We start from the raw sequence: 25,409 nt of genomic DNA, 5'->3' as shown, positions 1-25,409 counted from the left end.
GGGCGTCAGGGTGAAGCGGGGAGCGGACCGATCACGCCAGCACGCAGGAACTGCTGCAGCAGGTGCGCGCCAGGGGCGGCCAATGTCCCAGGATCGAGGTGGTGCAGGGCGGCCAGTTGCTGCAGCTGTTGTTGGCCGGTGGCCCCGGGGGACTCGCCGATCAGGGTCAGCAGATGCACTGCGAGGCTGGTCAGGGTGGCAAATCGCACCGCGCCATCAGCGTCGCGCCGTACCAGCAGGCCGGTGGGCTCTGCCGGTGGTTGCGACGGTGCATCTTCGCTACCCAGCTGATGCACCGGCCAGCGGTACAGCAGCGGCCAGGCCAGCGGTGAGCGGCGCAGCGGCACCTGCAGCGGATCGATGTTGCCCGGTTCCGGCAGCGGATCGGCCTGCAGCTGGTACAGCGCGGTCTCCACCCACTCGTAGTGGGCCAGTTCGGCAAGCGCCGGATGCGGCAGCTCCGGTTGCACCTGCAGCCACTGCACGAACTCGGCAGCCAGTTCGGTGAACAACGGGGTGTGGCAATGGTGGCTGGCGAAATAGTGGCGCACCAGTGCACTCCAGTCCGGTTCGCCCAGCAGGCGCACGCAGACCGGGAAGCCATTGCTCAACAACCCCAGCAGATTGTTGAACAGCAGGCGTTCGTACACGGCCACCCGACGCGGGTCCATGCCGGGCGGCGCCGGTACCTGTGCCGGGTCGCGCAGGTGCGCGGTGAACGCGTGCTGCTGCGCACGCAGGCGTTCGGGGGCGTCAGCCATGGGCGGCTCCGGCATGCGCGGCCTGCAGGCGGTGGATGGTCTGCAGTTCGCCCCGCAGCTCGGCGTAGGGCGGGAAATTGAAGTCGCGTTCGAGCAGGGTGGGGCGTGGGCCGATGTGGGCGTAGGTGCGTGCCAGCAGGTCCCACACCGGGTCGATCACCGGGCTGCCGTGGGTGTCGATCTTCAGGTCCGGCGCCTCGTCCAGGTGCCCGGCCACGTGCAGGCAGACGATGCGTTGTGCGGGCAGGCCGGCGATGAAGGCATCGGCGTCGTAGCCATGGTTGCAGGCATTGACGTAGACGTTGTTGACGTCCAGCAGCAGATCGCAGTCGGCCTCGGCCAGCACGGCAGTGGTGAAGGCCAGTTCGTCCATCGTCGGGTCCGGCGCCAGGTAGTACGACACGTTTTCCACGGCGATGCGGCGGCCGAGAATGTCCTGCACCCGGGCGATGCGGGCAGCGGTGTGGCGTACCGCTTCATCGGTGAATGGAATCGGCAGCAGGTCGTAGAGGTGGCCCTCGTCGCTGCAGTAGCTCAGGTGTTCGCTGTACAGCGGCACTTGATGCTGGTGCAGAAACGCAGCCACCTGCGCCAGCAGCTGGGTATCCAGGGGGGCACTGCCGCCCAGCGACAACGACAGGCCGTGGCAGCTCAGCGGATGGCGCGCCGCCAGTTCGGCCAACGCGTCACCTGCGGGACCACCGACACCGATCCAGTTCTCCGGCGCGCATTCGAGGAAATCGAAATCGCCGGCCGGTGCATCGCGCAGGTCCTGCAGCAGGGCACGGCGCAGGCCCAGGCCCACGGCCGCCGCAGGAAGCGGCGACCGCGGGTGGACGACGCCGGCGCGGACGTCAGTGCTTGCCACCGCACTTGCCTTCGCCGCACTTGCCTTCGGCCGACTTCTTGTCACCGCCGGTCTTGGCCTTGGTGTCCGCACCGGCCGCTGCCTTGCCCTTGTCGCCGCCGCACTTGCCTTCAGCACTCTTGCCGTCGGCGCCACACTTGCCTTCGGCATGCTTGGCCGCATCGGCGGATTTTGCATCGGTCGCCTTCGCGTCGGTGGCCTTGGCCGCCTGGCCGGCCACCAGGTAGCCCTGGGCGAGGTCGGTCATGCTCAGTGCCGAGGCCGAGGCGGTCATGCCGAGGCCTGCGGCCAGGGCGGTGGCGGTCAGCAGGGACAGCGTCTTGTTGGAGGTGCTCATCGGTCGTGCTCCTGGGTGGTGGGCGGGTGCCCGTGGTGAAGCGATGGTGCAGCGATCCTACTCAACGAATCCTCGCCGGGAATTCAAATTTTCGTGAGAAGTATTGCAGCGCCAACAAAAAGGCCGCTGTCACGAGGACAGCGGCCACCCTGGAGTCGAATCCGGTGTTGCAGTGCAGTATCAGATATCGCCCGCGCTGGAGGTCTCGTCGCGCTTCTGGCGCGGCGGCAGCGGCTGTTCGCCGTGCACCAGGAACCACACGTTCTCGGCGATGTTGGTGGCATGGTCGCCCACGCGCTCCAGGTTCTTGGCCATGAACAGCAGGTGGGTGCACGGGGTGATGTTGCGCGGGTCTTCCATCATGTAGGTCAGCAGCTCGCGGAACAGCGCTGTGTACTGCGCATCCAGGCGGGCGTCGTCCTCGCGCAGTTCCAGCGCGGCATCGGCGTCGTTGTCGCGGTAGGCGGCGATGGCGCGGCGGACCTGCTGTGCGGCCAGGCGGCCGAGGGCGCGCAGGCCCTGGATCTGCGGCAGCGGCGGCACCTTGCCCAGCGCGATCGAGCGCTTGGCGACGTTGGCCGCGTAGTCGCCGATGCGTTCGATATCGGCCGGAATGCGCAGGCCGGCGAGGATCTCGCGCAGGTCGCGGGCCATCGGGCCACGCAGCGCCAGGCGCATCACGTCGTGGCTGATCTGCTGTTCCAGCGAATCGATCGCTTCGTCGTTGGCGATGATGCGATGGGCGGCGTTCTCATCGCGCTTCTCGATGACGTCCATCGACGCCTCCAGCTGGGCGACGGCCATCTCGCCCATGCGCACGATTTCGGCCACCAGGCGCTGCTGCTCTTCGTCGTAGCTTTTGACGATGTGGTCGTTGGGAAGGTTCATGTTCTGCAATCCAGGTAGAGCCAGGCGCGCCTGGCTGGGACAGGTGACGAAGCGTCAGCGCCGATCAGCCGAACCGGCCGGTGATGTAATCCTCGGTCTGCTGCTTGGACGGCTGCGAGAAGATCACTTCGGTGCGGTCGTGTTCGATCAGGTCGCCCAGGTACATGAAGGCGGTGTAATCGGACACGCGCGCGGCCTGCTGCATGTTGTGGGTGACGATCACGATGGTGTACTCATGCTTGAGCTCTTCCACCAGCTGCTCGATGCGGCTGGTGGAAATCGGGTCCAGCGCCGAGGTCGGCTCGTCCAGCAGCAGCACCGACGGGCGCAGGGCCACGGCACGGGCGATGCACAGACGTTGCTGCTGGCCACCGGACAGGCCCAGCGCGCTCTGGTTGAGCTTGTCCTTCACTTCGTCCCACAGCGCGCCCTGGCGCAGCGCGTGCTCGACACGGTCGGCCATGTCCGCCTTGGACAGCTTCTCGTGGTGGCGGATGCCGTAGGCCACGTTCTCGAAGATGGTCATCGGGAACGGCACCGGCTTCTGGAACACCATGCCGACCTTGCTGCGCAGGCGGTTCATCGGGTACTTCGGCGACAGGATGTTCTCGCCGTCGAGGATCACCTCACCGCGCGCTTCCAGCTTCGGGTACAGCGCGTAGATGCGGTTGAAGATGCGCAGCAGGGTCGACTTGCCGCAACCGGAGGGACCGATCAGCGCGGTCACGCGCTTTTCCGGGATCTCCAGGTTGATGCCCTTCAGGGCGTGGAACTTGTCGTAGTAGAAGTCCAGTCCACGCGCGGCGAGCTTGACCGGGGCCGGAGCGTGCAGGTTCTCGTGCGAGGCCGGCACGACGATGCGCTGCATCGGCACGGCGTTGGAAAGGTCGTTCATGGCGGTATCCACGGAAAGGTCAGTCATGGGAGATACGGTTGCGCAGCAGGATGCCGCGTGCAGAGAGGCTGACCAGCAGCACGAACACGGTCAGCACCAGCGCGCCGGCCCAGGCCAGCACCTGCCAGGATTCGTACGGGCTGCCGGCGAACTGGTTCATCACCACCGGCACCGAGGCCATCGGCTGGAACACGTTGCTGTTCCAGTACTGGTTGCCGAAGGCGGTGAACAGCAGCGGTGCGGTCTCGCCGGAAATGCGGGCCAGCGCCAGCAGGATGCCGGTGATGATGCCGGCCGAGGCACTGCGGTACAGCACCTGCACGATCACCTTCCACTGCGGAATGCCCAGCGAAAGCGCGGCTTCGCGCATCTGCGAAGGCACCAGGCGCAGCATCTCGTCGGTGGTACGCACCACCACCGGCAGCACGATGAAGGCCAGCGACAGTGCACCTGCGAAGGCGGAGAAGCTGCCACCGGTCTGCATCACGTACAGGGTGTAGACGAACAGGCCCAGCACGATGGACGGGGCCGACAGCAGGATGTCGTTGACGAAGCGGACCACGGTGCCGGCCTTGCGGGCGTTGCCGTACTCGGCCAGCCAGGTGCCGGCCAGCACGCCCAGCGGGGTGCCGATGCCGATCGCCAGCGCACACATCACCGCACTGCCGAAGAAGGCGTTGGCCAGGCCGCCTTCCTGCATCGGCGGCGGTGTCATCTTGGTGAACAGATCCAGGTTGATGCCGGCCAGGCCCTTGGAGGCCAGGGTGAACAGGATCCAGCCGAGGAAGAACAGGCCGAACAGCGCAGTGGCGCAGGACATCGCGATGGCGATGACGTTGCCGATGCGGCGGCGCAGGTACAGGGAGTCAGCGGTGCTGGACATCAGTTGCCCTCCTTGCGGGACAGGCGCATCAGCATCAGGCGGGCGATGGCGAGCACCACGAAGGTGACGATGAAGAGGACGAAGCCGAGCAGCAGCAACGCCGAGCGGTAGGTTTCAGTGGCTTCGCCGAAGTCGTTGGCGATCAGTGCGGCGATGGTGGTGCCCGGTTCCAGCAGCGACGGCGACAGGCGCACGCTGTTGCCGATCACGAAGGCCACCGCCATCGTCTCGCCCAGTGCGCGGCCGAGGCCGAGGAACACGCCACCGATCACCGCCGAGCGGGTGTAGGGCAGCACGATGTCCCAGCTCACTTCCCACTTGGTGGAACCCAGCGCGTAGGCCGATTCCTTCAGGCGGGTCGGCACGGTCAGGAACACTTCGCGCATCACCGAGGAAATGAACGGGATGACCATGATCGCCAGCACGAAGCCGGCGGTGAGCATGCCGATGCCCAGCGGCGGGCCTTGGAACACCGGACCGATGATCGGCCATTCGCCCAGGGTTTCGTTGAGGAACGGGGTGACGTACTCGGTCATCACCGGCACCAGCACGAACAGGCCCCACATGCCGTAGATGATCGAGGGAATGCCCGCCAGCAGTTCGATGGCGGTACCGACCGGGCCACGCAGCCAGCGCGGTGCCACTTCTGTGAGGAAGAAGGCGATGCCGAAGCTGACCGGTACGGCGATGACCATCGCGATCAGCGCGGTGACCAGGGTGCCGTAGATCGGGGCGAGGGCGCCGAACTTGTTTTCGACCGGATTCCAGTCGGAGGAGAAGAAGAAGCTCAGGCCCTGCATCTGCAGAGCGTGGCGACCACCCCACAGCATCGACAGTGCGGCGCAGGCCAGCGCGATCAGGACGAAGATGACGGTGCCGACCAGCACCCATCGGAACAGTTTGTCGTTGCGGGCATCACGCGTGTCACGCGTGGACGGGGCGGCTACAGGCTGGGCGATGGCATTCATGGGGACGGCAGGGCCAAGAAGGGGCGGGGCAGCACGATGTGCAGGAGACGGTGCCCGCACGTGGCGGGCACCGTCGGGTCCATCACTTCAGTTCGGTCGCCCAGTAGGCTTCGATCTGCTTGACCAGCTCGGCCGGCAGCGGCACGTAGTGCAGTTCGTTGGCCTGGGTCTGGCCGCTTTCGAAGGCCCACTTGAAGAAGGCCAGGGCATCCTGGTTGCGCTTGGCATCCTTCGGCTTCTTCTGCATCAGCATGAAGTTGGTGGCGGTGATCGGCCACGCCTGCTCGCCCGGGGCGTTGGTGATGACCAGGTTGAAGTCCTTGGCGCTGGCCCAGTCGGCGCTGGCGGCAGCGGCGGCGAAGGTTTCAGCGTTCGGCTGCACCCAGGTGCCGGCCGCGTTCTGCAGCGAGGTGTACGGCATCGCGTTCTGCAGGGCATAGGCCAGTTCGACGTAGCCGATCGAGCCCTTGATCTGCTTCACGTAGGAAGCAACGCCTTCATTGCCCTTGCCACCCACGCCGTCCGGCCACTGCACCGAGGTGCCTTCGCCGACCTTGCTCTTCCACTCCGGGCTGACCTTGGACAGGTAGTTGGAGAAGTTGAAGGTGGTGCCCGAACCATCCGAACGGTGGACGATGGTGATCTTGCCGTCCGGCAGAGTCACGCCCGGGTTGGCGGCGACGATGGAGGGGTCGTTCCAGGTCTTGACCTTGCCCAGGAAGATGTCGGCGAGCAGGGCGCCGCTGAGGCGCAGCTTGCCGGCTTCCAGGCCGTCGATGTTGACCACCGGCACCACGCCGCCGATGGCCGACGGGAACTGGGCCAGGCCAGCCTGGGCCAGCTCGTCGCTGCTCAGCGGCTTGTCGGACGAACCGAAATCAACGGTGCCGGCCTTGATCTGGGCGATGCCACCACCGGAACCGATCGACTGGTAGTTGATCTTCGCGCCGGTGGCGGTGTTGTAGTCGGCCGACCACTTGGACACCAGCGGGAAGATGAAGGAGGCGCCGGCACCGGAGACCTCAGCGGTCACCTTGTCGCCGGCAGCGGCCGGAGCAGCGGCGCCGTCAGCGGCCGGCTGCTGTGCGGCCTGCTTGTCGCCACCGCAGGCAGACAGGCCCAGGGCGATGGCCAGGGAAAGGGCGGCAAGGCTGGCCGAGTGCAGTTTCATGGTCACTCCATAGCGGGGTAGAGCCGACGGTGTCGGCGGATGCGGCTATGAAATGATGTTTTTGTTACAGCCGTATGACGTCCATGACAGAGGTGTCCTGGATCACGTTCTGGCAAGGGTTTCGCGGGATTCACGGTTGGCTGCCGGGTCGGCTGACAGCCCCAACTGCGCTTCTGCGCGATCCCCAGCGTGGCGGAGGTCCGGCCCATCGCCGCAATGCCACATTCGAGGAGGCGCAGCGCCTTTCACGACCAACCGCAACAGACAACCCTGCAAAAAAGAAGAGCGCCGGACCCCGAAGGATCCAGCGCCCGGTGGGGCCGGCGGGGGAGAGAGGACCCGCCGGCCCCGTTCCTGCGGGGGAACGCCTTGCAACGAACTCAGTACTTCAGGTTCTGCGTCCAGTAGGTCTCGATCTGGCGCACCAGCGCGTCCGGCAGCGGCACGTAGTCCAGCTGCTTGGCCTGCGCATCGCCATTCTTGTAGACCCAGCGGAAGAACTCCTGCGTGGCCTTGGCGCCCGCCACGTTCTTCGGCTGTTTGCGCACCAGGATGAAGTTGGTGGCGGTGATCGGCCATGCATCAGCGCCCGGGGCGTTGGTCATCACCAGGTAGAAGTCACGGGCGTTGGCCCAGTCGGCGCTGGCCGCAGCGGCCGAGAACGAGGCGTCCGACGGCTGCACGATCTTGCCGGCCGCGTTCTTCATCGCCGCGTAGGACATCTTGTTCTGCAGCGCGTAGGACAGTTCGACATAGCCGATGCCGCCCTTGATCTGCTTCACGTAGGCAGCAACGCCTTCGTTGCCCTTGCCGCCGATGCCGGCCGGCCACTGTACCGAAGTGCCTTCACCGACCTTGCTCTTCCACTCCGGGCTGACCTTGGACAGGTAGTTGACGAAGTTGAAGGTGGTGCCCGAGCCGTCCGAACGATGAACGATCGTGATCTTGCCACTGGGCAGGGTCAGGCCACTGTTGAGGGCGGCGATGGCCGGGTCGTTCCAGGTGGTGATCTTGCCCAGGAAGATGTTGGCCAGGGTCGGGCCGTCCAGCTTCAGCGCGCCGGGGGCGACGCCAGCAACGTTGATCACCGGCACCACGCCACCGATCACCGACGGGAACTGGGCCAGGCCGGCGGCAGCCAGCTCTTCCGGCTTCAGCGGCGCGTCGGACGAGCCGAAGTCCACGGTCGCTGCCTTGATCTGGGCGATACCACCGCCGGAACCGATCGACTGGTAGTTGACCTTCTTGCCGGTGGCGGTGCTGTAGTCGGCCGACCACTTGGACATCACCGGGTAGATGAACGAGGCGCCCGCGCCGGTGACATCGGCGGCGTTGGCGGCGAACACGGACGACGCGGCCAGAATGGCGACGGCGGCGCGCGACTTGAAGGCGTGGATCACGGGAGAGACTCCTGGGGTGGTCGAGGGGCGGCTGCCCGACGTTTCGGTGCACATTCCATAACGGTTCCATGACACGCCCGCGTCTGTCATATGACGCGAACGTGACAGCCGTCATGGCGGTGCCCAAGCCCGCCCTTCAGAGCCCGCGCAGCGCCTCCGGAACGGCATAGCGACCGTCGCGGGGCTGCAGTGTCCAGCGCTGTGCGGGTGCCGTCGTGTCGGTGGCGTGGCAGTCGTCACCGGCGGCGACGCTGATCGTATCAGTGCGTTTTTCGCGCACCACGATCGGCGCCAGGCCAGCGGCATTGGCACTGCCCATCTCCAGCGTGCGCTCGAAGCGGCTGAACTCGCCGGCGCACCGCGTATCCCATTCGCCGCGACTGCCGCTGACGGCCAGCGGGGCAAGCACCCGGCGCAGCTGCCGGCCCTCGCGTACGAACAACTGCAGCTCGGTCTGCGCGAACGGGTTGGGGCCTGAGCTGCCGTTGTAGTCCATGCGCACGCCGAACGCGCGGGTGGCCGGATCCAGCTGCCAGCGTGCCGTATCCAGGCGCAGGCCGGTAAAACGCAGCGCATCACTGCTGACCGCGTCGGCCACGCGGGTCCAGGCCAGTGGCCTGCCACTGGCGGTATCGATCAGCAGCAGGTCCAGGTCGCCGCCGCGCGCCTCTTCCGAGGCGGGGGCGGCCCATTGCGCGACGGCCAGCAGGGTCGTGCCGGGCTGTGCGGGCCACGCACGGCAGGCCGTGCTGTCCGCATCGGTGAAACGTGCCGTGACCGGCAGGGCGCCGGCCGGCAACTGCCGATACGCGGCCTCGCGCACGGCCTCCGCATCGTCACAGGCGAACGCAGTGGCGGGCAGGGCAGCGAGCAGGACACCGCAAAGCAGGCGGCGCAGGCGGAGCGAAGAAGGCATCCCGAAGGTCCTTGTCGACAGGGCAGGGCATCATCGCGCGGCCACCGCCTGCCCACAACGACGAAGGCACGGCCTGGGCCGTGCCTTCGTTCGAACGCGTGCTTCCGGACTTACCAGAAGAACTGCGCGCGGGCTTCCAGGATGTTCGGATCGTCGTTGACGAAGCCGCGGGCGGTCGAGCTGTACTTCTTGCTGTCGACCATCACGTAGTTGAGCATCAGCTTGAAGTTCGAGCGCCAGTACCAGTTCGCGCCGACGGTCCAGATGTCCATCTTGCCGCCGAGCACGCCATCGACGATCGGCGGACGGCCGGCCACCGGGTTGGCGGCGAGGTTGCCGTCGTTCAGATCCATGTGGTCATAGCGCACGCCCAGCTGCCACTGGCCGCCGGCCGGGTTGTTCGGCAGGCCGGTACCCGGAGTGCCGCCCTTGTAGCTCCAGCTTTCGCCGGTGACATTCCACACGCCGCTGACGTAGTAGCCGTCGGTGGTGTAGTTGTCATGGGCGTAACGCTTGGCCTTGCTGGTGTAGTACTCGGCCTGGGCCTTGAACGGGCCCTGGAAGTACATCGCTTCGGCGCCGATGGTGCTGACGCGGTCGGTGTCGGTCATGTTGCCGCCATCGACCAGGCGCGCGGTGGCCAGGTCGGCGTTCGGGCGGGCACGCACGCGCAGGGTGTCCGCGTCGGTGTCGTAGTCGACGTAGCTCAGGCCGAAGTGCAGGACCTGGCCCTTCTCGTTGATCGGGGCCCAGGTGCCACGTGCGCCGTAGCCGCTGCCGTGGGCCAGGTTGCGGGTCAGTTCGCGGCCGAAGGCGCTGGCGGTGACCGACCAGTTGTCCTGGCCGTAGCTGTAGGCACCGCCCAGGCGACGGGCGACAGCGTAGGTGTTGGTGACCGCAGCCTTGGAGATGAAGTCGTTGTTCTTGGTGCTGGACAGTTCTTCCAGGCTGTTGGGCTGCTTGAACTGGCCGACCTGGATGAAGTGGTTGGCGTTGCCCAGCAGCTTGTACTTCACGTTGGTGTCGAGGAACTTGTCGGCCTTGGCGTCGTAGCCCACGACCCATTCCACGTTGCCCGGGCCCTTGCCCTTCAGCACCAGCTCGGCGCGACGCAGTTCGAATTCGCTGTTCTTGCCGTTGCCGGCGTCACCGCCGTTGAGGTCCACGACGTCATTGTCGTACCAGTTGCCGTCGGCCTGGACCAGGCCTTCGAAGGTGATTTCCGAACCGCCGATCACATCGATGGCGACTTCGGCGTGGGCGGCCGGCACGTACAGCGCAGCAGCCACGGCGATCGTCAGGAGCTGGTGATGCAGTTTCATGGAGAGGAGCCTTGCAGGCAGGTGGGAAGATGCGCGCAGGCTAAAACGTGAAGATTGCGTAAATGTGACAGTTCGCGCACGGCGGCGATCCGCCGCAGGCCCCGTCACGGCTGGGCCTGCCATTGAAACCGGTTACGTATGACGCGCGGATTGCGCCCCGGTTGCAGTAGATCCACGCCATGCGTGGATGGATTTTCCAGCCGATCCACGCCATGCGTGGATGGCGCCGTCATTCTGCGGGGGTCTTGTCCTTGAACCGGCACAGGTCGGCAATCACGCAGCCCGGGCAATCCGGTTTGCGCGCTTTGCACACGTACCGGCCGTGCAGGATCAGCCAGTGGTGCGCGTCGAGCAGGAACTCGGCGGGAATCGCTTTGACCAGTCGATCTTCAACCTCGCGCACGTTCTTTCCGGGCGCAAGTCCAGTGCGGTTGGCGACACGGAAGATGTGCGTGTCCACCGCCATCACCGGTTCGCCGAAGGCGGTGTTGAGCACCACGTTGGCGGTCTTGCGGCCGACACCGGGCAGGGCTTCCAGTGCGTCGCGATCGCGTGGCACTTCGCCACCGTGCTTCTCCAGAAGCAGCGCGCAGGTGGCGATCACGTTCTTCGCCTTGGCGTTGAACAGACCGATGGTGGCGATGTACTTCTTCAGTCCCTCTTCGCCCAGGGCGAGGATCTTCGCCGGCGTGTTGGCAACCGGGAACAGGCGTCGGGTGGCCTTGTTGACGCCGACGTCGGTGGCCTGTGCAGACAGCGCGACCGCCACCAGCAGTTCGAACGGCGAGCTGTATTCCAGCTCGGTCTTCGGATGCGGGTTGAGCTCGCGCAGGCGGGTGAACATTTCCACCACGTCGGCACGCGGCATCGTACCGCCGCGGCGCGCAGGTGCGCGCGCGGTCTTCTTCGCGGTCGCCATTACTGCTCCTTGCCGGCGGCGCGGGCCTTGGCCCGGGCGAGGATGGCGGCCGCGGCAGCAGGCAGGGCGGGTTTTACGTCCGGTGCCGGCGCGGGCGTCCGGCGCGCATCACGCTCGGCCTCGCGGCGGGCCAGGCGCACGGCGCGAGCGCGGAAACGTTCGCGCGCCGCCCATGCACGCTGCAGTTGCAACTGCATCTGGCACAGGCGGTCGGGCAGGTCCGGATGATCGGGCAGCAGCCGCTCATCGCCAGGCCGCACCACGTAGTCCATCAGTCCAGCCTGCAGCGCACCATCGGGATCGTCTGCCTGGACCCGGGCGAACAGCAGCACGGGGTTGGGTCGGGATGCCATGGCGTCAGCGGTTCTGGAAGGCGGGGGGGCGGCGCTGCAGGAAGGCGCTGGTGCCTTCGCGCATGTCCTCGGTGGCGAACAGCAGGCCGAACTGCGCACTTTCGTATTCCAGGCCGGCTTCCAGGCTGCATTCGCCGCCCACGTGCACCGCGTCGAGCAGGCCACGCAGCGCCAGCGGCGCCGACTGTGCCAGCTGCCGGGCCAGGGCCTGCACGCGGGCGTCGAGCTCGGCGGCGGGTACCACTTCGTTGACGATGCCCAGGGCCAGTGCGCGTGCGGCGTCGATCGGGGTGCCCAGCAGGCACAGCTCCAGCGTGGCCGCGCGACCACACAGGCGCAGCAGGCGCTGGCTGCCGCCGAAGCCGGGAATCAGGCCGAGGTTGATCTCCGGCTGGCCGACTTTGGCCGAATCGGCGGCGATGCGCAGATGGCAGGCCATGGCCAGTTCCAGCCCGCCGCCCAGCGCAAATCCATTCACCCGGGCGATCACCGGCTTGGGCATGCGTTCGATGCGGCGCATCAGGGCCTGGCCGAGCAGAGAGAAATCACGTCCCTGAACCGCGCTCAAGGTGTTCATTTCGGCGATGTCGGCCCCGGCCACGAACGCCTTGGGGCCAGCCCCGGTCAGCACCACCACCCGTACCGCCGGGTCGGCGGCGGCGTCGCCAAACGCCTCGGCCAGGGCCTGCAGGGTGGCGGCGTTGAGGGCGTTGAGCTTGTCCGGGCGTTGCACGGTAATGGTGCGGACGGCGCCATCATCGCTGACGTCGACCGGGTGGGGAGCGGGGGCCTCGACCACGGGAAACTCCTGGAACGTTAAAAAAAAGTGAGATTGAACTCTGTAAACGCAGACAGGTCATAGCCTGCGTGGTGAGTAGCGGTTACACGTTGTGGCCGTTATCCTAACCCGTCGCCTCAGGGCGGCGCAGAACGTCCCTGAGTTACCACCCCTGGAGAACTGTTTGATGAAGTTGCGTTCTATCGCGGTCGCCGTCGCGGCCCTGGCCCTGACGGGCAATGCCTTCGCCCAGGACATCGCGTCCGAGAAGGGCAAGCTGAGCTACTACTTCGGTTACGACTACGGCAACAACCTGGCGGAGCTGACCGGTCGCGGTGAGCAGCTGGACATCAACTCGGTGGTGAAGGGTCTGCAGGACGCCTACGCCAAGAAGCAGCCGGCGATCACCGCCGAGCAGCTGAAGCCGGCCGTTGAAGCGTTCCAGAAGCGCGAGCAGGGCCGTGCCCAGGCCGCCAAGGCCGAGTACGAAAAGGCTGCTGCCGAAAACAAGACCAAGAGCGATCAGTTCATGGCGCAGAACAAGGCAAAGGCGGGCGTGCAGACCCTGCCGAGCGGCGTTCAGTACCGTGTGATCGAAGCCGGCAAGGGTGCCAAGCCGACCCAGGCCAGCACCGTGCAGCTGGAAGTGGCCGGTCCATTCCCGTACGGCCAGCGCCCGACCGAAGCCCGTCCGGCTCAGCAGATTCCGTCGATCAAGGTCAGCGAAGTCGAAATGAAGGCCATGCGTGAGACCCTGCTGCAGATGCCGGCAGGCTCGAAGTGGGAAGTCTCGCTGCCGCCGGATCAGGCCTACGGCGCCGACCCGCGCACCCCGTTCCCGCCGAACGTGGCTGTGCAGTTCGAGATCAAGCTGATCAGCGTCAAGTAAGAAGAAACAGCGTCAACATCAACGCGCCGGTGAACCCACCGGCGCGTTTTTGTTTCTGCACCAGGCTGCAGCCGTGCGGGGCCCATCCCAAATTCAGCCCATTCGCGCTACTGTTGACCGGTGCAAATAATGGAAGAAACGGCGCGTGCTGTCGCAAGCCCCTGCATCAACGTCTGCAAGCTGGATCGCAACCGGCTCTGCGCCGGGTGCGGGCGGCATATCGACGAAATCGCACGGTGGTCGTCGATGAGCGACAGCGAACGCAGCCACATCCTGCAGCGTGTGCTGCCCCTGCGCCAACAGCTGCAGCAGTCGCTGCGAGGGTCGTTGGCCGATCATGAGCGGCTGCTGCGCGCGCTGCATCCGCTGGCCGAGCCGCCGGCAGGTGACGGCTGGAACCGCAGTGAACTGGATGACCTGCTGCCTCCGGGCCCACCGGTCGAGGCGGCGGTGTTGGCTGGCATCGTGCCGCGCGCCAACGGTGCGCAGGTGATCCTGACCCGGCGTACCGAAACCCTGCGGCAACATGGTGGCCAGGTTGGCTTCCCCGGCGGCCGTACCGAGCCCGATGATCGCGATGCGCTGGCTGCCGCACTGCGCGAAAGCCAGGAAGAAATCGCGTTGGCACCGACACAGGTGCAGGCACTGGGATATCTCGATCCGTTCGTGACCATCACCGGCTATCGCGTGACCCCGGTGGTGGCAGTGATCGATCCGGATTTCGTGGCGGTCCCGCAGCCCAGCGAAGTGGCCGAGGTGTTCGAAGTGCCGCTGGACTATCTGATGGCCGCCGACAACCTGCGCCAGGTCGAAATCAACCATCGCGGCCGCGTCCGCCATGTCCTTGAATATGGCTGGCCCGGCCAGCGCATCTGGGGCGCCACCGCGGCCATCCTGTACAACCTGCGTCGCCGCCTGGAGCAAGTGCAATGAAGCCGATCGACCCGCCGTGGACCACCCTTGTCGATGTTGCGACCCTGGCTGCGGCCTTGGGCGATGGGGTACGCGTGGTCGATGCCCGCGCGACCGCAAGTACCGTGCGCGTGGTCGACGCGCGTGCATCGCTGGCCGACCCGCAGGCGGGCAACAGCCTCTACGCGCAGGGACACATTCCCGGCGCAGTGCATGCCGATCTCAACCGCGACCTGTCCGATCTGACGCGGGTGGGTCATGGCCGCCATCCGTTGCCCGACAGCGATGCGTTCGCCGCACGACTGGGGCAATGGGGCATCGGCACCGACACGCAGGTGGTGGTGTATGACGGCAGCGATGGCAGCATGGCCGCCGCGCGCCTGTGGTGGCTGCTGCGCCTGATCGGGCATGCGAACGTGGCCGTACTCGATGGCGGCATCGCCGCCTGGCAGGCCGCCGGCCAGCCGCTGGCGACCGGCAGCAGCGAGGTCACCGCGTTGCCCGCGTATCCGGGGCGCTTCGATGGCAGCCAGGTTGCCAGCGCGGACGAGATCGAATCACGCCTCAAGCATGCGCCGGGCTGGCTGGTCGATGCCCGCGCGGGCGAGCGGTTCCGCGGTGAGGTGGAGCCGCTGGACCCGGTCGCCGGCCATGTGCCGGGCGCGGTCAATCGCCCGTTTGCGTTGAACGTGCTGGACGGCCGCCTGCGCGATGCACAGGAACTGCGTGCCGAACTGCAGGGCGTGATCGGCAACCAGGACCCGCAACGCGTGGTGCTGATGTGCGGCTCGGGCGTGACCGCCTGCCACCTGCTGCTGGCGATGGAAAGCGCGGGCCTGTCCGGCGCACGCATCTACGCGGACTCATGGAGTGGCTGGGTCAGCGACAGCAGCCGCCCGGTCGCCACCGGCGCCTGAGCAAAGCGGGTTGGTCGATTTGACGTTCATCCACGCATGGCGTGGATCTACGTGTCGACCAAGGTCGACACCTACCAACAGCCGCGGGACCCACCCCGCCATCCAAGGATACCCAGTGTTTGCTGTTGCTTCGGCTGTTGCCTCTGCGGGTGCAGGGCGCAGCCCTGCCGACGCTTACTCCAACCCCTGCAACGGCACCTTCGCCAGCACCCGCGCCCACGGGAACAACGGGCCCGGATCACGCTTGCGCGCCACGGTCACCGCCGGGTCATCACTGGCCGGCACCTGCTCCAGGTCCAACTGGTCATGTCCGGCAATCCGCCGCAGCGACGGGTAACGAGCCACCAGTGCCTGCAGCAGCTGTTCCAGCGCCAGCAGCTGCGCTTCGGTGTACGGCTCGTCCATAGCCTGGTGGCGGCTGTCGAGCCAGTGCGGGTAGCGCCCCGAATTGACCAGTTCGATGCCCACGGTATCGGCATTCATGCCGCGCACGTGGTGGGCGATGCGCTCCGGCGCCACGTACTGCACCACGCTGCCGTCGCGGTCGATGTAGAAATGCCCGCTGTTGCCTGCGCCGCTGTCGTACAGCACGCGCTCGCCGTACTCCCGGGCGGTCGCCAGGTCGGGCAGTTCGGTGCAGTGGATCACCACCATCGCCAGGCTGGATGGATCGCGCAGTGGCAGGCGGTCGTGGTAGGGCAACGGCTGCAGCTGCAGGCCGGGCAGGAGCGGTTTGGGCATGCGGCGATGCTAGCATTGCCGGATGAAACTGCCTTCCCTTCTGCTGTCGATCCGCTCCGTGGGAGCGCACGCATGAGCCGCGGTCACTGCATCCTGTCCCACGGCTTCGAGAGCGGCCCGGAGGCGACCAAGGTCACCGCGCTGGCCGAAGTCGCCGAGCGACTGGGCTGGACCCATGAGCGCCCCGATTACACCGACCTGGACGCGATGAGCCAGGTCAGCCGCGTTGGCGATGTGCGCACACGCCTGCAACGCCTGATCGAGCGCACGGCCGCTGCCGCTGCGCAGGGACCGGTGGTGCTGGCCGGCTCCAGCCTGGGCGCCTACATCTCTGCCATCGCCTCGCTGCAGGTGCCGGTGGCCGGCCTGTTCCTGATGGTGCCGCCCACCACCATGGGCCCGATGCCGGCGCTGGATGCCGCGCCGGTGCCGACCACGGTGGTGCAGGCCTGGCATGACGAGGTGGTGCCGGCCGCCGGAGTCATCGCTTGGGCGCAGGCGCGCTCGGCGCAGCTGCTGCTGGTGGACGATGGCCATCGCCTGGAGCACCACGTGGAAGCCTCTGCGCAGGCCTTCGAGCGCCTGCTGCGCCAGCTGTGAAGCCCGGGCGCACGGCGCGCCCGCCCGCATTGACTACAATGGCAGCCCCGCCGCCCCCGGCGCGGGCCTGCCGGCCGTGTCCACGGCCCTCCCTTCCGAATGGCCCGGCCCCCTGCCGTGCCTGACCACCTGCGAACCGATCCCGTGAAATTTTTTGTCTCCTGCGCCAAGGGCCTGGAATACCTGCTTGCCGATGAGCTGTCGGCCCTGGGCCTGGAAAAGGCCACTGCCACCATCGCCGGCGTCAACGCCGATGGCGAACTGGAGCAGGCGCTGCGGATCGTGATGTGGTCGCGGCTGGCCAGCCGCGTGCTGTGGCCGATCGACGAATTCGAATGCCCGGACGAGCAGGCGCTGTACGACGGCGTGCGTGCGCTGCCGTGGCACGAACACATCAAGCCGGAGATGACCCTGGCGGTGGACGCGCATGTGTCCGGCGACAAGATCACCCATGCCCGTTTCGCCGCGCAGCGGATCAAGGACGCCATCGTCGACCGCATGCGTGACGAAGGCCTGGAGCGCCCTTCGGTCAACACCGACCTGCCGGACGTGCGCGTCAACCTGTCGCTGCGCAAGGGCCGCGCCTCGCTGTCGATCGACCTCGGCGGCGGCCCGCTGCATCGCCGCGGCTGGCGCGGTGCGGCGCATGACGCGCCGTTGAAGGAAAACCTGGCTGCCGCGCTGCTGATGCGCGCGCAGTGGCCGCGCCTGCACGCTGCCGGTGGCGGCCTGCTGGACCCGATGTGCGGCAGCGGCACCCTGCTGATCGAAGGCGCGCTGATGGCGGCCGATGTCGCCCCCGGCCTGATGCGCCATGGCAGCCTGCCGCCGAGCCGCTGGCTGGGCTTCGACAAGGCCGCCTGGAAAACCATCCAGAGCGAAGCACGTGATCGCGAAGCGGCCGGCCTTGCCGCGCTGAAGCCGGTCATCCACGGCAGCGACATCGACCCGGTGGCGATCCAGGCCGCGCGCGAGAACGCCGAAGTTGCCGGCGTCGCCCATGCCATCCGCTTCACCCGCGCCGATGTGGCTGACCTGCCCACCCCGGAGCAGGAGATCGGCGCGGTGGTCTGCAACCCGCCGTATGACGAGCGCCTGGCCGCCGATCCGGCGCTGTACCGCAAGCTGGGCAATGCCCTGCAGAAGGCCGTGCCGCAGTGGCGCGCCAGCCTGCTGTGCGGCAATGACGAACTGGCCTTCGCCACCGGCCTGCGTGCGGGCAAGAAATACCAGATGTTCAATGGTGCGCTGGAATGCGCACTGATCGTCTGCGATCCGATCGCGGTGCCGGGCCGCGACCCGGCACAGGTGCGCGAGCTGAGCGAAGGCGCGCAGATGGTGGCCAACCGCCTGCGCAAGAACCTGAAGAAGTTCAAGAGCTGGCGCGCGCGCGAAGGCATCACCTGTTTCCGTGCCTACGATGCCGATCTGCCGGAATACGCAGCGGCCATCGACGTGTACGAGGAAGATGGCGGCCAGCGCCGCACGTTCCTGCATGTGCAGGAATACGCTGCACCGGCCGCGATTCCCGAGAACGACGTGCGCCGCCGCCGCAATGAACTGCTGGCCGCTGCGCGCGAGGTGTTCGGTGTGCCGCCGGAACAGGTATCGATGAAATCGCGTGAACGTGGCAAGGGCGGCAGCAAGTACGGCCGTTTCGAGCAGCGCGATGAGTTCCTCGTGGTGCGCGAGAACAACGCGCTGCTGCAGGTGAACCTGTTCGACTATCTCGATACCGGTCTGTTCCTCGACCATCGCCCGCTGCGCCGGCTGATGGCCGAGCAGGCGCGCGGCAAGCGCTTCCTCAACCTGTTCTGCTACACCGGCGTGGCCAGCGTGCAGGCGGCGGTGGCCGGTGCGGCCAGCACCACCAGCGTCGACCTGTCGGCCACCTACCTGCAGTGGTGCTACGACAACCTGGCCTTGAACGGGCAGGGCGGCAATCAGCACCTGCTGGTGCAGGCCGATGCGATGGCATGGCTGGAAGGTGATCGCGGCCAGTACGACGTGATCTTCTGCGACCCGCCGACGTTCTCCAACTCGGCCCGCGCCGAGGACTTCGACGTACAGCGCGAGCAGGTGAAGATGCTGCGTGCGGCCGTCGCGCGACTGGCGCCGGGTGGCGTGCTGTACTTCTCCAACAACTTCCGCCGCTTCAAGCTGGAAGAGAACGCCATCGCCGAATTCGCCCAGTGCCGCGAGATCAGCGCCAGCACCATCGGCCCGGATTTCGAGCGCAATGCGCGCATCCATCGTGCGTGGGAGCTGAAGCGCCTGGCGTGACGCGTCGCCGGGCATGGCCCGGCGCTACCCACGTGCGCGCAGAACGGTAGCGCCGGGCCATGCCCGGCGAGCGTGGGTCCGGTAGATCCACGCCATGCGTGGATGCGGTACACCGCACGGGTTACAACAGCGCCACCACCAGCCCGATCACCGGCAACGCGATCGCCAGCGGCGCGATCCATTTCGGCCGGTACGGGTACAGCGCGAACGCCAGCACGATTCCACCCAGGGTGAGTGCGCCGAGCCACAGCACCGGGCCCATCGCCCAGCCGTGGTCGACCACGCACAGTGCGAAAGCCACCGTCAGCAGCACCCAGCCCAGCACCCGCCATTGCGTGCGCCGTGCCGGTGATGCCGCGGATTTGCCGTGCAGTTCCTGCTGATGCTTTTCCATCGCCAGCGACAGCGCGGTGAACGCCGTGAACGACAACCCCAGTACCAGCAGCATCATGCGCTGGCCTCCGCTTCCACTGCATCGGCCGGTGCCTTCGTCGCTGCAGCGGCCGCCGCGCGTTTCTTCTTCTCGGCGGCAGTCAGCGGCGGCGTCCAGCGTTGCATGCGCCAGCCGCACAGGGCCAGCATCGCGCCGAAGGCGATCATCGACAGGTCGAAACCGGCCAATGCCCAGTCACCGTTGAACAAGGTGACGCCCAGGTGCGCGTGGGTGGTCAGCGCGTTCACTACCGGAATCAGCGCGAACGCGGCCGCGCCGATGTACAGCTGCCAGGCCCACATCATCCGCTTGGGCCAGATGAAGGCTGCCAGCAGCGAGGCGCCCCACGCGTAGAAGAACACGTTCGCTTCGGCGTTGGGGCGCTCGGCCAGGCCCAGCGGCAGCAGCCGGTTGCCCCAGAAATAGGCGGCAAAGGCGATCGGCAGACCGGCCACGGCGCCGATGTTCAGTGCATCGACCAGGCGCAGGCCGAAGCCGGTGCGACCGCTCTTGGCATGCTTCGGCCGCTCCTTCACCGCCCACAGCACCACGCCGCTGGCCACCATCAGGCAGCCGGTCAGGCCGGACAGGAAGAACAACGCGCGCAGGCCCCAATCGGCAAAGCGGGCCAGGTGCAGGCCATACAGCACGCCACGGGTGGCGGTGGCGCCACCGGAGGGCGGCGTTTCCTGCAGCAGCGCGCCAGTGACCATGTCATAGCGCAGCGCCGGGGTATCGATGGACAGGCGTTTGCCATCGCGCTGGCGGATGTCGATCACTGCATTGGCGGCACCGGGATTGGCAACGCTGAAACCGGCGACCTCGGTGCCGTGCCAATGCGTGCGGGCACTGTCCAGCAGCTGCCGCAGCGGCAGGGGGGCAGCCTTGCCTTCGGCGGGCGCGGTGACCTCGGGCAGGCCACCAAAGGCCTCCGCATAGAACGCATCCTGGTCGGTGCCGTAGGCCACGTTCACTCCCCACGGCAGGTACATGATCATCAACGTGACGATGCCGGTGTAGGTGATCATCGCGTGGTAAGGCAGGGCCATCACCGCGCTGACGTTGTGGAAGTCCAGCCAGGAACGCAGGCCCTTGTCCTTCCGGAAGGTGAAGAAGTCCTTGAAGATCTTCTTGTGGGTGATCACGCCGGTGATGATGGCCACCAGCATGAACATCGCGCAGAAGCCCACCAGGTAGCGCGCCCACAGCACGGGAATGTAGTGCAGGTCGAAATGCAGGCGGTAGAAGAAGTCGCCGCCACGGGTCTCGCGGGCCTTCAGCTCGGTGCCGGTGTTCGGGTCCAGGGTGGCATCACCGAAGGCGCCGCGCCGGCCCTTGCTGGGGTCGGCCAGCTCGGCCGGCAACCGCCAGAACATCTGCATGGCCGGATTGCGTGGCTGCGGCAGGGTGACGAACCAGCTCTCGGCCTGCGGTGCGTTGGCCAGCAGGTAGTCGGCCGCGCGTTGCGCCGCTTCGTCGGTGCTGACCGTGCTGCGCGGCAGCTCCGGGCGCATCCAGCGGCTGATTTCCTCGCGGTAGTAGCTGGCGGTGCCGGCCATGAAGATCAGCAGCAGCAACCAGCCGACCAGCAGGCCGGTCCAGGTATGCAGCCAGGCCATGGATTGGCGGAATCCATTCTTCATGCCCACGCCCCCAGCAGGCGCGAAATGCCGGCCATCAGCAGGGTGGGGGCGAGAATGCCGACCCAGGCACGCAGCGCACTGCGCGTGGCGAACGCCCACAGCGCGGCGCAGGCGGCGACCAGGATCGCCAGCAGCATGCCGGTCAGCACGGCCTGGCCGCGCGCGCCCGGCAGCGCCAGCGCACAGAACACCGTGGTCATCGAGGCAAGCGCGTAGCCGCCGAAGATGGCGGCAAGGGATCGGGACAGCACGCCCCATCGCGGGTTGGCGAAGAAGGTGCTGAGGCGGGGGCTGGCGGTTGCGGGCGAGCGGTCCACGGCGGTCCTGCAGGTTGAATGAAGAGAAGGCCGGCGCACCGAAGCGCGCCGGGGTTGGCCATCCGTGGCCGGATGCCGGTCGCAGAACCGGCACCATCCATCAGATCATCAGAGTTTCCAGCGCAGCGTCACGCTGACGTTGCGGGGTTCGCCCCAGTACACGCCCTGGTAGAAGCCGACGTTGTTGTAGTACTTCTTGTCCAGCAGGTTGCTGATGTTGAGCTGGGCGCTGAAGTTCTCGTTGAAGCGGTAGCCACCGGCCAGGTTCAGCAGGTAGAACGCGTCCTGGGTGATGCGCGCACTTTCGGTGCGGCCGGTGGTCAGGTAGTCGGCCGTCGGCTTGGTGCTGTTGTTCCAGATGCGGCTCTGCCAGGTCACGCCACCGCCCAGCCAGAAGCGGCCTTCGATGCCGCCCGGCCGCCAGCTGGTGTTGAGGCGGAAGGTTTCCTGCGGGGTGGTGGTCCGTTGCAGCACACCCGCGGCGTTGCGGATCCGGGTACGGGCGAAACCGGCCGAGATGTTCCACTGCTCGCCGATGCTGCCCTGGGTTTCCAGTTCCCAACCCTTCACCTTGTTGCCCTTGCCGGTCGAGCGATAGGCCTGGCCGCCATCGGGCAGCGAGTTCAGCGGCACCGAATCATCGATCTCGGCCACGTTGTCCTGCTTGCCTTCAAACACGGCGGCCGAGGCGTTCAGCAGGCCACCGAAGAATTCAGCCTTGACGCCCGCCTCGTACATGTCGCCGACCACCGGCTCAAGGTAGTTGCCGTTGCGGTCGCGGTAGTTCTGCGGCTTGAAGATGTCGGTGTAGCTGACATAACCGCTGAACATCGAATTGAAGTCGTAGACCAGGCCGGCATACGGGGTCAGCGTGTCGTCGGGCTTGTAGCCGGTGCGTGTGGTGCGGTTGCGGTTGCCGTTGGTGTCGTAGCCGTAGCCCCACTGGCGGGTTTCCCAGCTGCCATAGCGGGCGCCGACCACGGCCAGCAGCGGGTCGGCCAGGCGCAGGCGCGCGGCGATGTAGGCGGCGCGCTGGCGCAGCTCGTTTTCCGAGGAAAGACGGCCGTAGCGTGTCACCGGCAGGACCGGCACCTTGCCGGTCCAGTTGCGCCAGTCGGGAACCTGCATGTAGCCCGGTGCGCTGGTGTCGAAGCTGGTCGCTTCGGATTCGCCCTTGCGCACGGACTGGCCCAGCCCGAACACCAGTTCATGCTCGCGGCCGAACAGCTGGAACGGGCCGCCGACGTTGACGTCGAACACGTCCATCGTGCTGTGTTCGTTGAAGTGCGAGACGTAGGCGGTGACGCCGGTGCCGTCCGCGCGCGGGTAGCCGGCTGCGCCGTACCAGACGCTGCCATCGGTATCACGCACGGCATGGCTGACGTTGCCTTTCAGCGACCAGCCGCTGCCCAGCTGCTGTTCGAGGCGGGCGAAGGTGGTCTTTTCAATGATCGGCCATTCGCTCCACGACGCCGACAGATTGGTCGAGCGCGGCAGGTTGGCCGGGTTGCCGTCAGCACCCCAGTAAGGCACCACGCCCCAGGTCACGCCCGTGGTGTGCGGTGACTGGTATTCATAGCCCAGTTCGAACAGGGTGCTGTCGGTCAGGTCGGCCTGGACGATGCCGTAGAACACGTCCTTGTCGAGCTTGTAGACATCGCGGAACGAATCGCTCTGCTGCTTGGCCGCGACCACGCGTGCGCGGATGCGCCCGTCCCACGCCACGGGACCGCCCAGGTCGGCTTCCAGGCGCTGGTTGCCCCAGCGCCCCACGGTCAGGTTGCTGCTCATCTGGAAGGTGTCGGTGGGGCGCTTGCGCACCATGCTGATGGTGCCGGACGGATCACCGGCGCCCGTGGTCAGGCCGGTGGCGCCGCGGATCACTTCGATGCGTTCGTAGATGACGTTGTCGGTGTTGGTCTTGATCGACCCACCGAAGGTGTTGAGCATCCCATCGATCTGGAAGTTCTCGATCGTGTAGCCACGCGAAACATAGCTGATGCGCTCGCTGTCGGTGACCGACACGCTGACCCCGGTGACCTGGCCCATCACGTCGGACAACGAGAACAGCCCCATGTCATCCAGCCGTTGCCGGGTGATGACGGTGACCGACTGCGGCGTCTCGCGCAGCGACAGATCCAGCTTGGTCGCGCTGCGGGTGTTCTTCACCGTGTAGCCGTTTGCGATCTCGCCGTCAGCGGTCACCTTCACCGTGTCCAGCGTGCGCGCATCGGCAGCGAGCGGGGTATCGGCGTGGGCCAGCGGAGCGATCATCACAGCGGTCAGGGCCAGGGCCAGCAGGGTTGGGCGGGGAGTATTCAGGGGAGAAGCCATCGGTGCGATTCCATGCAGGACAAAAAACAGGCGATGGCAAACGCACCCATGGCAGCCATGCGCTCCGCGCACGTCACCCAGCGTGATTCCCATCGACGGCGCGCCACCTGCGGCAGGCAGGCGACCCAGTGGTCGGGGGATGTACACGGGCGAAGGGGCGGGTGGGCGCGTGCTTCCGTGCCCCGCTTGGCTAAGCGTACAACCGATCAGTAAATGATAGGCATTCGCATTTCGTTAAGCAAGTGTGACAGCCCCATTCGTCCCCCGAACATGTGGATCCAGGCAGATCGAGGGAAACGGTCGAAGGCGGGGCGCTGTGGGTTTGCGGGGTGTGAGCCGCATGGATGCGGCGACCAAGCCCCAGGGATGGGTACACGGCGGCCCCGCAAACCCACAGCGCCCTGCCATCCCGCAGGAAACCAGCTGTGGCTGTTGCTCTGGCTCCCGCCTCTGCGGGTGCCGGGCGCAGCCCGGCCGGGAACCCCCCTCAGAACCGGAACAGCACCGTAGCCGCATGTAGCAGCAGCCCGATCAGCCCACCCACCAGGGTGCCGTTGAAGCGGATGAACTGCAGGTCGCGGCCCACGCTCAGTTCCAGCTGCTCGACCAGATGACGCTCGTCCCAGCTCTTCACCGTCTGCGCGATATGGGTGGTGACGCCCTCGCGCAGGCGCCCGGTGAGCCGCTGCGCGCCTTCCAGCAGGTGCTGGTTCAATGCCTCGCGCAACGCCGGGTCCGATTGCAGGCTGTCACCCAGCGAAGCCAGGCTGCGCTGCAGATGACCGACCAGTGCCGAATCCTCGCGCTGCAGATCGCCGCGCAGGCTGGCATGGATGCGCGACCACAGGCCCTGCACGTAGTCCTGCAGGGCAGGGTGGTCGATCATTTCCTGCTTGAGCTGCTCGATGCGCTCGGCCAGTGCCGGGTCTTCGCGCAGGCGCTGCACGTAGTTGCCCAGCCATTGTTCGTAGTCCTGGCGCAGCGGGTGCTGCGGCTCGGCCAGCACCTGCTGCAGTTCCTCAAGCACCGCGCGCGCCAGGCGTTCGGCAAGGCTGTCGCCGATCTCATCGATCGGCTTGACCCAGTTCACCGTGCTCGACAGCGTCGGCCATTCGCGCTGGATGTAGCGCACGATCAGCTGCGAGGCGCGTTCCTTCACTTCCGGCTGCTCCAGCCAACGCCCCAGCCGTTGCAGGCCTTCGTCCAACACGCGCTGATGGCGGCCGTCGGCGGTCAGCAGGCCCAGCAGTTCGCCGGCGGTGGCTGCGGCGTTCCACTGCCGCAGCTGCTGCACCACGAAGCTGTGCAGCTGCCGCCGCACCGCAGCTTCATCGAAGAAGTCCAGCGCCTGCAGCGCCCAGCCACGGGCCATGTCGGCCAGCATCCGTGAACGCGCGGGATCGGCCAGCCAGCTGCCGAGGCGGCTGGCTGGATCGAATACCTGCAGCTTGGCCAGCAGCACCGTCGGTTCCAGGAACTGGTCACGCACGAACAGGGCCAGGCTGTCGCCGATGCGTTCCTTGCTGCGCGGAATGATCGCCGTATGCGGAATCGGCAGGCCCATCGGCCGCCGGAACAGGGCAACCACCGCGAACCAATCGGCGAGCGCGCCAACCGCGGCGGCCTCGCAGAAGGCCGAGACCCAGGCCCAGATGCCACGCTCGCCCTGCCAGTGGCTGACCGCGAAACCGGCCAGCATCAGCAGCAGCAGGCCAAGGGCGAGGGTTTTCAGGCGCCGCAGCTGGGCGCGGCGCGGATCGATGGCAGACGTCATGCCCGAAGTCTACCCGCAGGCCGGTGAGTACCCGGTAGTGGGGGGGGGGGGGGGGGGGGGGGGGGGGGGGGGGGGGGGGGGGGGGGGGGGGGGGGGGGGGGGGGGGG

25 protein-coding genes are annotated in these 25,409 nt (G+C 67.0%); 5 read left to right on the top strand and 20 right to left on the bottom strand.

The annotated features are described in order from the left end of the window. Window positions 1-5 precede the first annotated feature (5 nt). The 14 genes from AC3WTC_RS03990 to AC3WTC_RS03925 all read right to left on the bottom strand — a co-directional run bounded on the left by AC3WTC_RS03990 (window position 6) and on the right by AC3WTC_RS03925 (window position 12,480). On the bottom strand, window positions 6-761 hold the full coding sequence (locus tag AC3WTC_RS03990) for an HvfC family RiPP maturation protein (protein WP_280884153.1): 756 nt from the start codon (window positions 759-761) through the stop codon (window positions 6-8). Beyond that, window positions 754-1,629, bottom strand: a complete 876-nt coding sequence (locus AC3WTC_RS03985) for an HvfB family MNIO-type RiPP peptide maturase (protein ID WP_492710686.1) — start codon at window positions 1,627-1,629, stop codon at window positions 754-756. Before AC3WTC_RS03985 ends, AC3WTC_RS03990 begins: the two co-directional genes overlap by 8 nt. Then, window positions 1,616-1,966 carry an HvfA family oxazolone/thioamide-modified RiPP metallophore gene (locus AC3WTC_RS03980; RefSeq protein WP_025875386.1) on the bottom strand — a complete coding sequence of 117 codons (351 nt, stop codon included), beginning with the start codon at window positions 1,964-1,966 and terminating at the stop codon, window positions 1,616-1,618. Before AC3WTC_RS03980 ends, AC3WTC_RS03985 begins: the two co-directional genes overlap by 14 nt. A gap of 180 nt (window positions 1,967-2,146) precedes the next feature. Continuing rightward, window positions 2,147-2,854, bottom strand: coding sequence for a phosphate signaling complex protein PhoU (gene phoU, locus AC3WTC_RS03975; RefSeq protein WP_025875384.1), 708 nt, complete (start codon window positions 2,852-2,854; stop codon window positions 2,147-2,149). A gap of 64 nt (window positions 2,855-2,918) precedes the next feature. Further along, on the bottom strand, window positions 2,919-3,749 hold the full coding sequence (gene pstB, locus AC3WTC_RS03970; protein WP_025875381.1) for a phosphate ABC transporter ATP-binding protein PstB: 831 nt from the start codon (window positions 3,747-3,749) through the stop codon (window positions 2,919-2,921). Between the two features lie 19 nt (window positions 3,750-3,768). Next, on the bottom strand, window positions 3,769-4,632 hold the full coding sequence (gene pstA, locus AC3WTC_RS03965) for a phosphate ABC transporter permease PstA (RefSeq protein ID WP_032951813.1): 864 nt from the start codon (window positions 4,630-4,632) through the stop codon (window positions 3,769-3,771). After that, window positions 4,632-5,600 (bottom strand): phosphate ABC transporter permease subunit PstC, encoded by a 969-nt coding sequence (gene pstC, locus AC3WTC_RS03960; protein ID WP_025875378.1) that lies wholly within the window; start codon window positions 5,598-5,600, stop codon window positions 4,632-4,634. Before pstC ends, pstA begins: the two co-directional genes overlap by 1 nt. An 82-nt stretch (window positions 5,601-5,682) precedes the next feature. Continuing rightward, window positions 5,683-6,771: a phosphate ABC transporter substrate-binding protein PstS gene (gene pstS, locus AC3WTC_RS03955; RefSeq protein WP_492710683.1), complete on the bottom strand. Its 1,089-nt coding sequence runs from the start codon at window positions 6,769-6,771 to the stop codon at window positions 5,683-5,685. A 380-nt stretch (window positions 6,772-7,151) separates the two neighbouring features. Next, entirely contained in the window at window positions 7,152-8,171 is a 1,020-nt protein-coding gene (pstS, locus tag AC3WTC_RS03950; RefSeq protein ID WP_025875374.1) for a phosphate ABC transporter substrate-binding protein PstS, read from the bottom strand. Between the two features lie 136 nt (window positions 8,172-8,307). Then, window positions 8,308-9,087 (bottom strand): PA3715 family protein, encoded by a 780-nt coding sequence (locus AC3WTC_RS03945; RefSeq protein ID WP_492710680.1) that lies wholly within the window; start codon window positions 9,085-9,087, stop codon window positions 8,308-8,310. 110 nt (window positions 9,088-9,197) lie between these two features. Further along, window positions 9,198-10,409: an OprO/OprP family phosphate-selective porin gene (locus AC3WTC_RS03940; protein ID WP_025875370.1), complete on the bottom strand. Its 1,212-nt coding sequence runs from the start codon at window positions 10,407-10,409 to the stop codon at window positions 9,198-9,200. 229 nt (window positions 10,410-10,638) lie between these two features. Further along, window positions 10,639-11,328, bottom strand: coding sequence for an endonuclease III (gene nth, locus AC3WTC_RS03935; RefSeq protein ID WP_025875369.1), 690 nt, complete (start codon window positions 11,326-11,328; stop codon window positions 10,639-10,641). After that, a complete protein-coding gene (locus AC3WTC_RS03930) occupies window positions 11,328-11,681 on the bottom strand; it encodes a hypothetical protein (RefSeq protein ID WP_033830735.1) in 354 nt (117 codons plus the stop codon). The genes nth and AC3WTC_RS03930 overlap by 1 nt, the downstream gene beginning before the upstream one ends. 4 nt (window positions 11,682-11,685) lie before the next feature. Then, complete coding sequence (locus AC3WTC_RS03925) at window positions 11,686-12,480, bottom strand: enoyl-CoA hydratase/isomerase family protein (protein ID WP_025875367.1); 795 nt, start codon at window positions 12,478-12,480, stop codon at window positions 11,686-11,688. Between the two features lie 166 nt (window positions 12,481-12,646). On the opposite strand from AC3WTC_RS03925, the gene AC3WTC_RS03920 reads away from it, so the two are divergent. From AC3WTC_RS03920 to AC3WTC_RS03910, 3 genes are all read left to right on the top strand, one after another. Continuing rightward, entirely contained in the window at window positions 12,647-13,348 is a 702-nt protein-coding gene (locus AC3WTC_RS03920) for an FKBP-type peptidyl-prolyl cis-trans isomerase (protein WP_025875366.1), read from the top strand. A gap of 129 nt (window positions 13,349-13,477) precedes the next feature. Then, on the top strand, window positions 13,478-14,281 hold the full coding sequence (locus tag AC3WTC_RS03915) for a CoA pyrophosphatase (RefSeq protein WP_025875365.1): 804 nt from the start codon (window positions 13,478-13,480) through the stop codon (window positions 14,279-14,281). Then, entirely contained in the window at window positions 14,278-15,177 is a 900-nt protein-coding gene (locus AC3WTC_RS03910) for a sulfurtransferase (RefSeq protein ID WP_093817787.1), read from the top strand. Before AC3WTC_RS03915 ends, AC3WTC_RS03910 begins: the two co-directional genes overlap by 4 nt. A 174-nt stretch (window positions 15,178-15,351) precedes the next feature. On the opposite strand, the gene AC3WTC_RS03905 is transcribed toward AC3WTC_RS03910, so the two are convergent. After that, window positions 15,352-15,918, bottom strand: a complete 567-nt coding sequence (locus tag AC3WTC_RS03905; RefSeq protein ID WP_025875363.1) for an N-acetylmuramoyl-L-alanine amidase — start codon at window positions 15,916-15,918, stop codon at window positions 15,352-15,354. Between the two features lie 72 nt (window positions 15,919-15,990). Here AC3WTC_RS03905 and AC3WTC_RS03900 point away from each other — a divergent pair, with 72 nt between their 5' ends. Next, window positions 15,991-16,518 carry an alpha/beta hydrolase gene (locus tag AC3WTC_RS03900; protein ID WP_025875362.1) on the top strand — a complete coding sequence of 176 codons (528 nt, stop codon included), beginning with the start codon at window positions 15,991-15,993 and terminating at the stop codon, window positions 16,516-16,518. Between the two features lie 144 nt (window positions 16,519-16,662). Beyond that, window positions 16,663-18,801, top strand: a complete 2,139-nt coding sequence (gene rlmKL, locus AC3WTC_RS03895) for a bifunctional 23S rRNA (guanine(2069)-N(7))-methyltransferase RlmK/23S rRNA (guanine(2445)-N(2))-methyltransferase RlmL (RefSeq protein ID WP_080149528.1) — start codon at window positions 16,663-16,665, stop codon at window positions 18,799-18,801. 121 nt (window positions 18,802-18,922) lie between these two features. Here the strand turns inward: rlmKL and AC3WTC_RS03890 are convergent, their stop codons facing one another. The 5 genes from AC3WTC_RS03890 to AC3WTC_RS03870 form a co-directional block, all read right to left on the bottom strand. Next, complete coding sequence (locus AC3WTC_RS03890) at window positions 18,923-19,252, bottom strand: DUF3325 domain-containing protein (RefSeq protein WP_032975662.1); 330 nt, start codon at window positions 19,250-19,252, stop codon at window positions 18,923-18,925. Further along, entirely contained in the window at window positions 19,249-20,877 is a 1,629-nt protein-coding gene (locus AC3WTC_RS03885) for a PepSY-associated TM helix domain-containing protein (protein ID WP_492710674.1), read from the bottom strand. The genes AC3WTC_RS03890 and AC3WTC_RS03885 overlap by 4 nt, the downstream gene beginning before the upstream one ends. Continuing rightward, on the bottom strand, window positions 20,874-21,194 hold the full coding sequence (locus tag AC3WTC_RS03880; protein ID WP_025875358.1) for a DUF3649 domain-containing protein: 321 nt from the start codon (window positions 21,192-21,194) through the stop codon (window positions 20,874-20,876). The genes AC3WTC_RS03885 and AC3WTC_RS03880 overlap by 4 nt, the downstream gene beginning before the upstream one ends. Window positions 21,195-21,302: 108 nt before the next feature. Next, window positions 21,303-23,528 (bottom strand): TonB-dependent siderophore receptor, encoded by a 2,226-nt coding sequence (locus AC3WTC_RS03875; RefSeq protein ID WP_492710671.1) that lies wholly within the window; start codon window positions 23,526-23,528, stop codon window positions 21,303-21,305. A gap of 487 nt (window positions 23,529-24,015) precedes the next feature. Continuing rightward, window positions 24,016-25,302, bottom strand: coding sequence for a DUF445 domain-containing protein (locus AC3WTC_RS03870; RefSeq protein ID WP_025875354.1), 1,287 nt, complete (start codon window positions 25,300-25,302; stop codon window positions 24,016-24,018). Window positions 25,303-25,409: the final 107 nt, after the last annotated feature.

The sequence above is a fragment of the Stenotrophomonas sp. FW305-C-20-S1 genome (assembly GCF_058783335.1).
The sequence above is the reverse complement of the archived record's forward strand: the minus strand, read 5'-3'. Positions and strand labels throughout refer to the sequence as shown.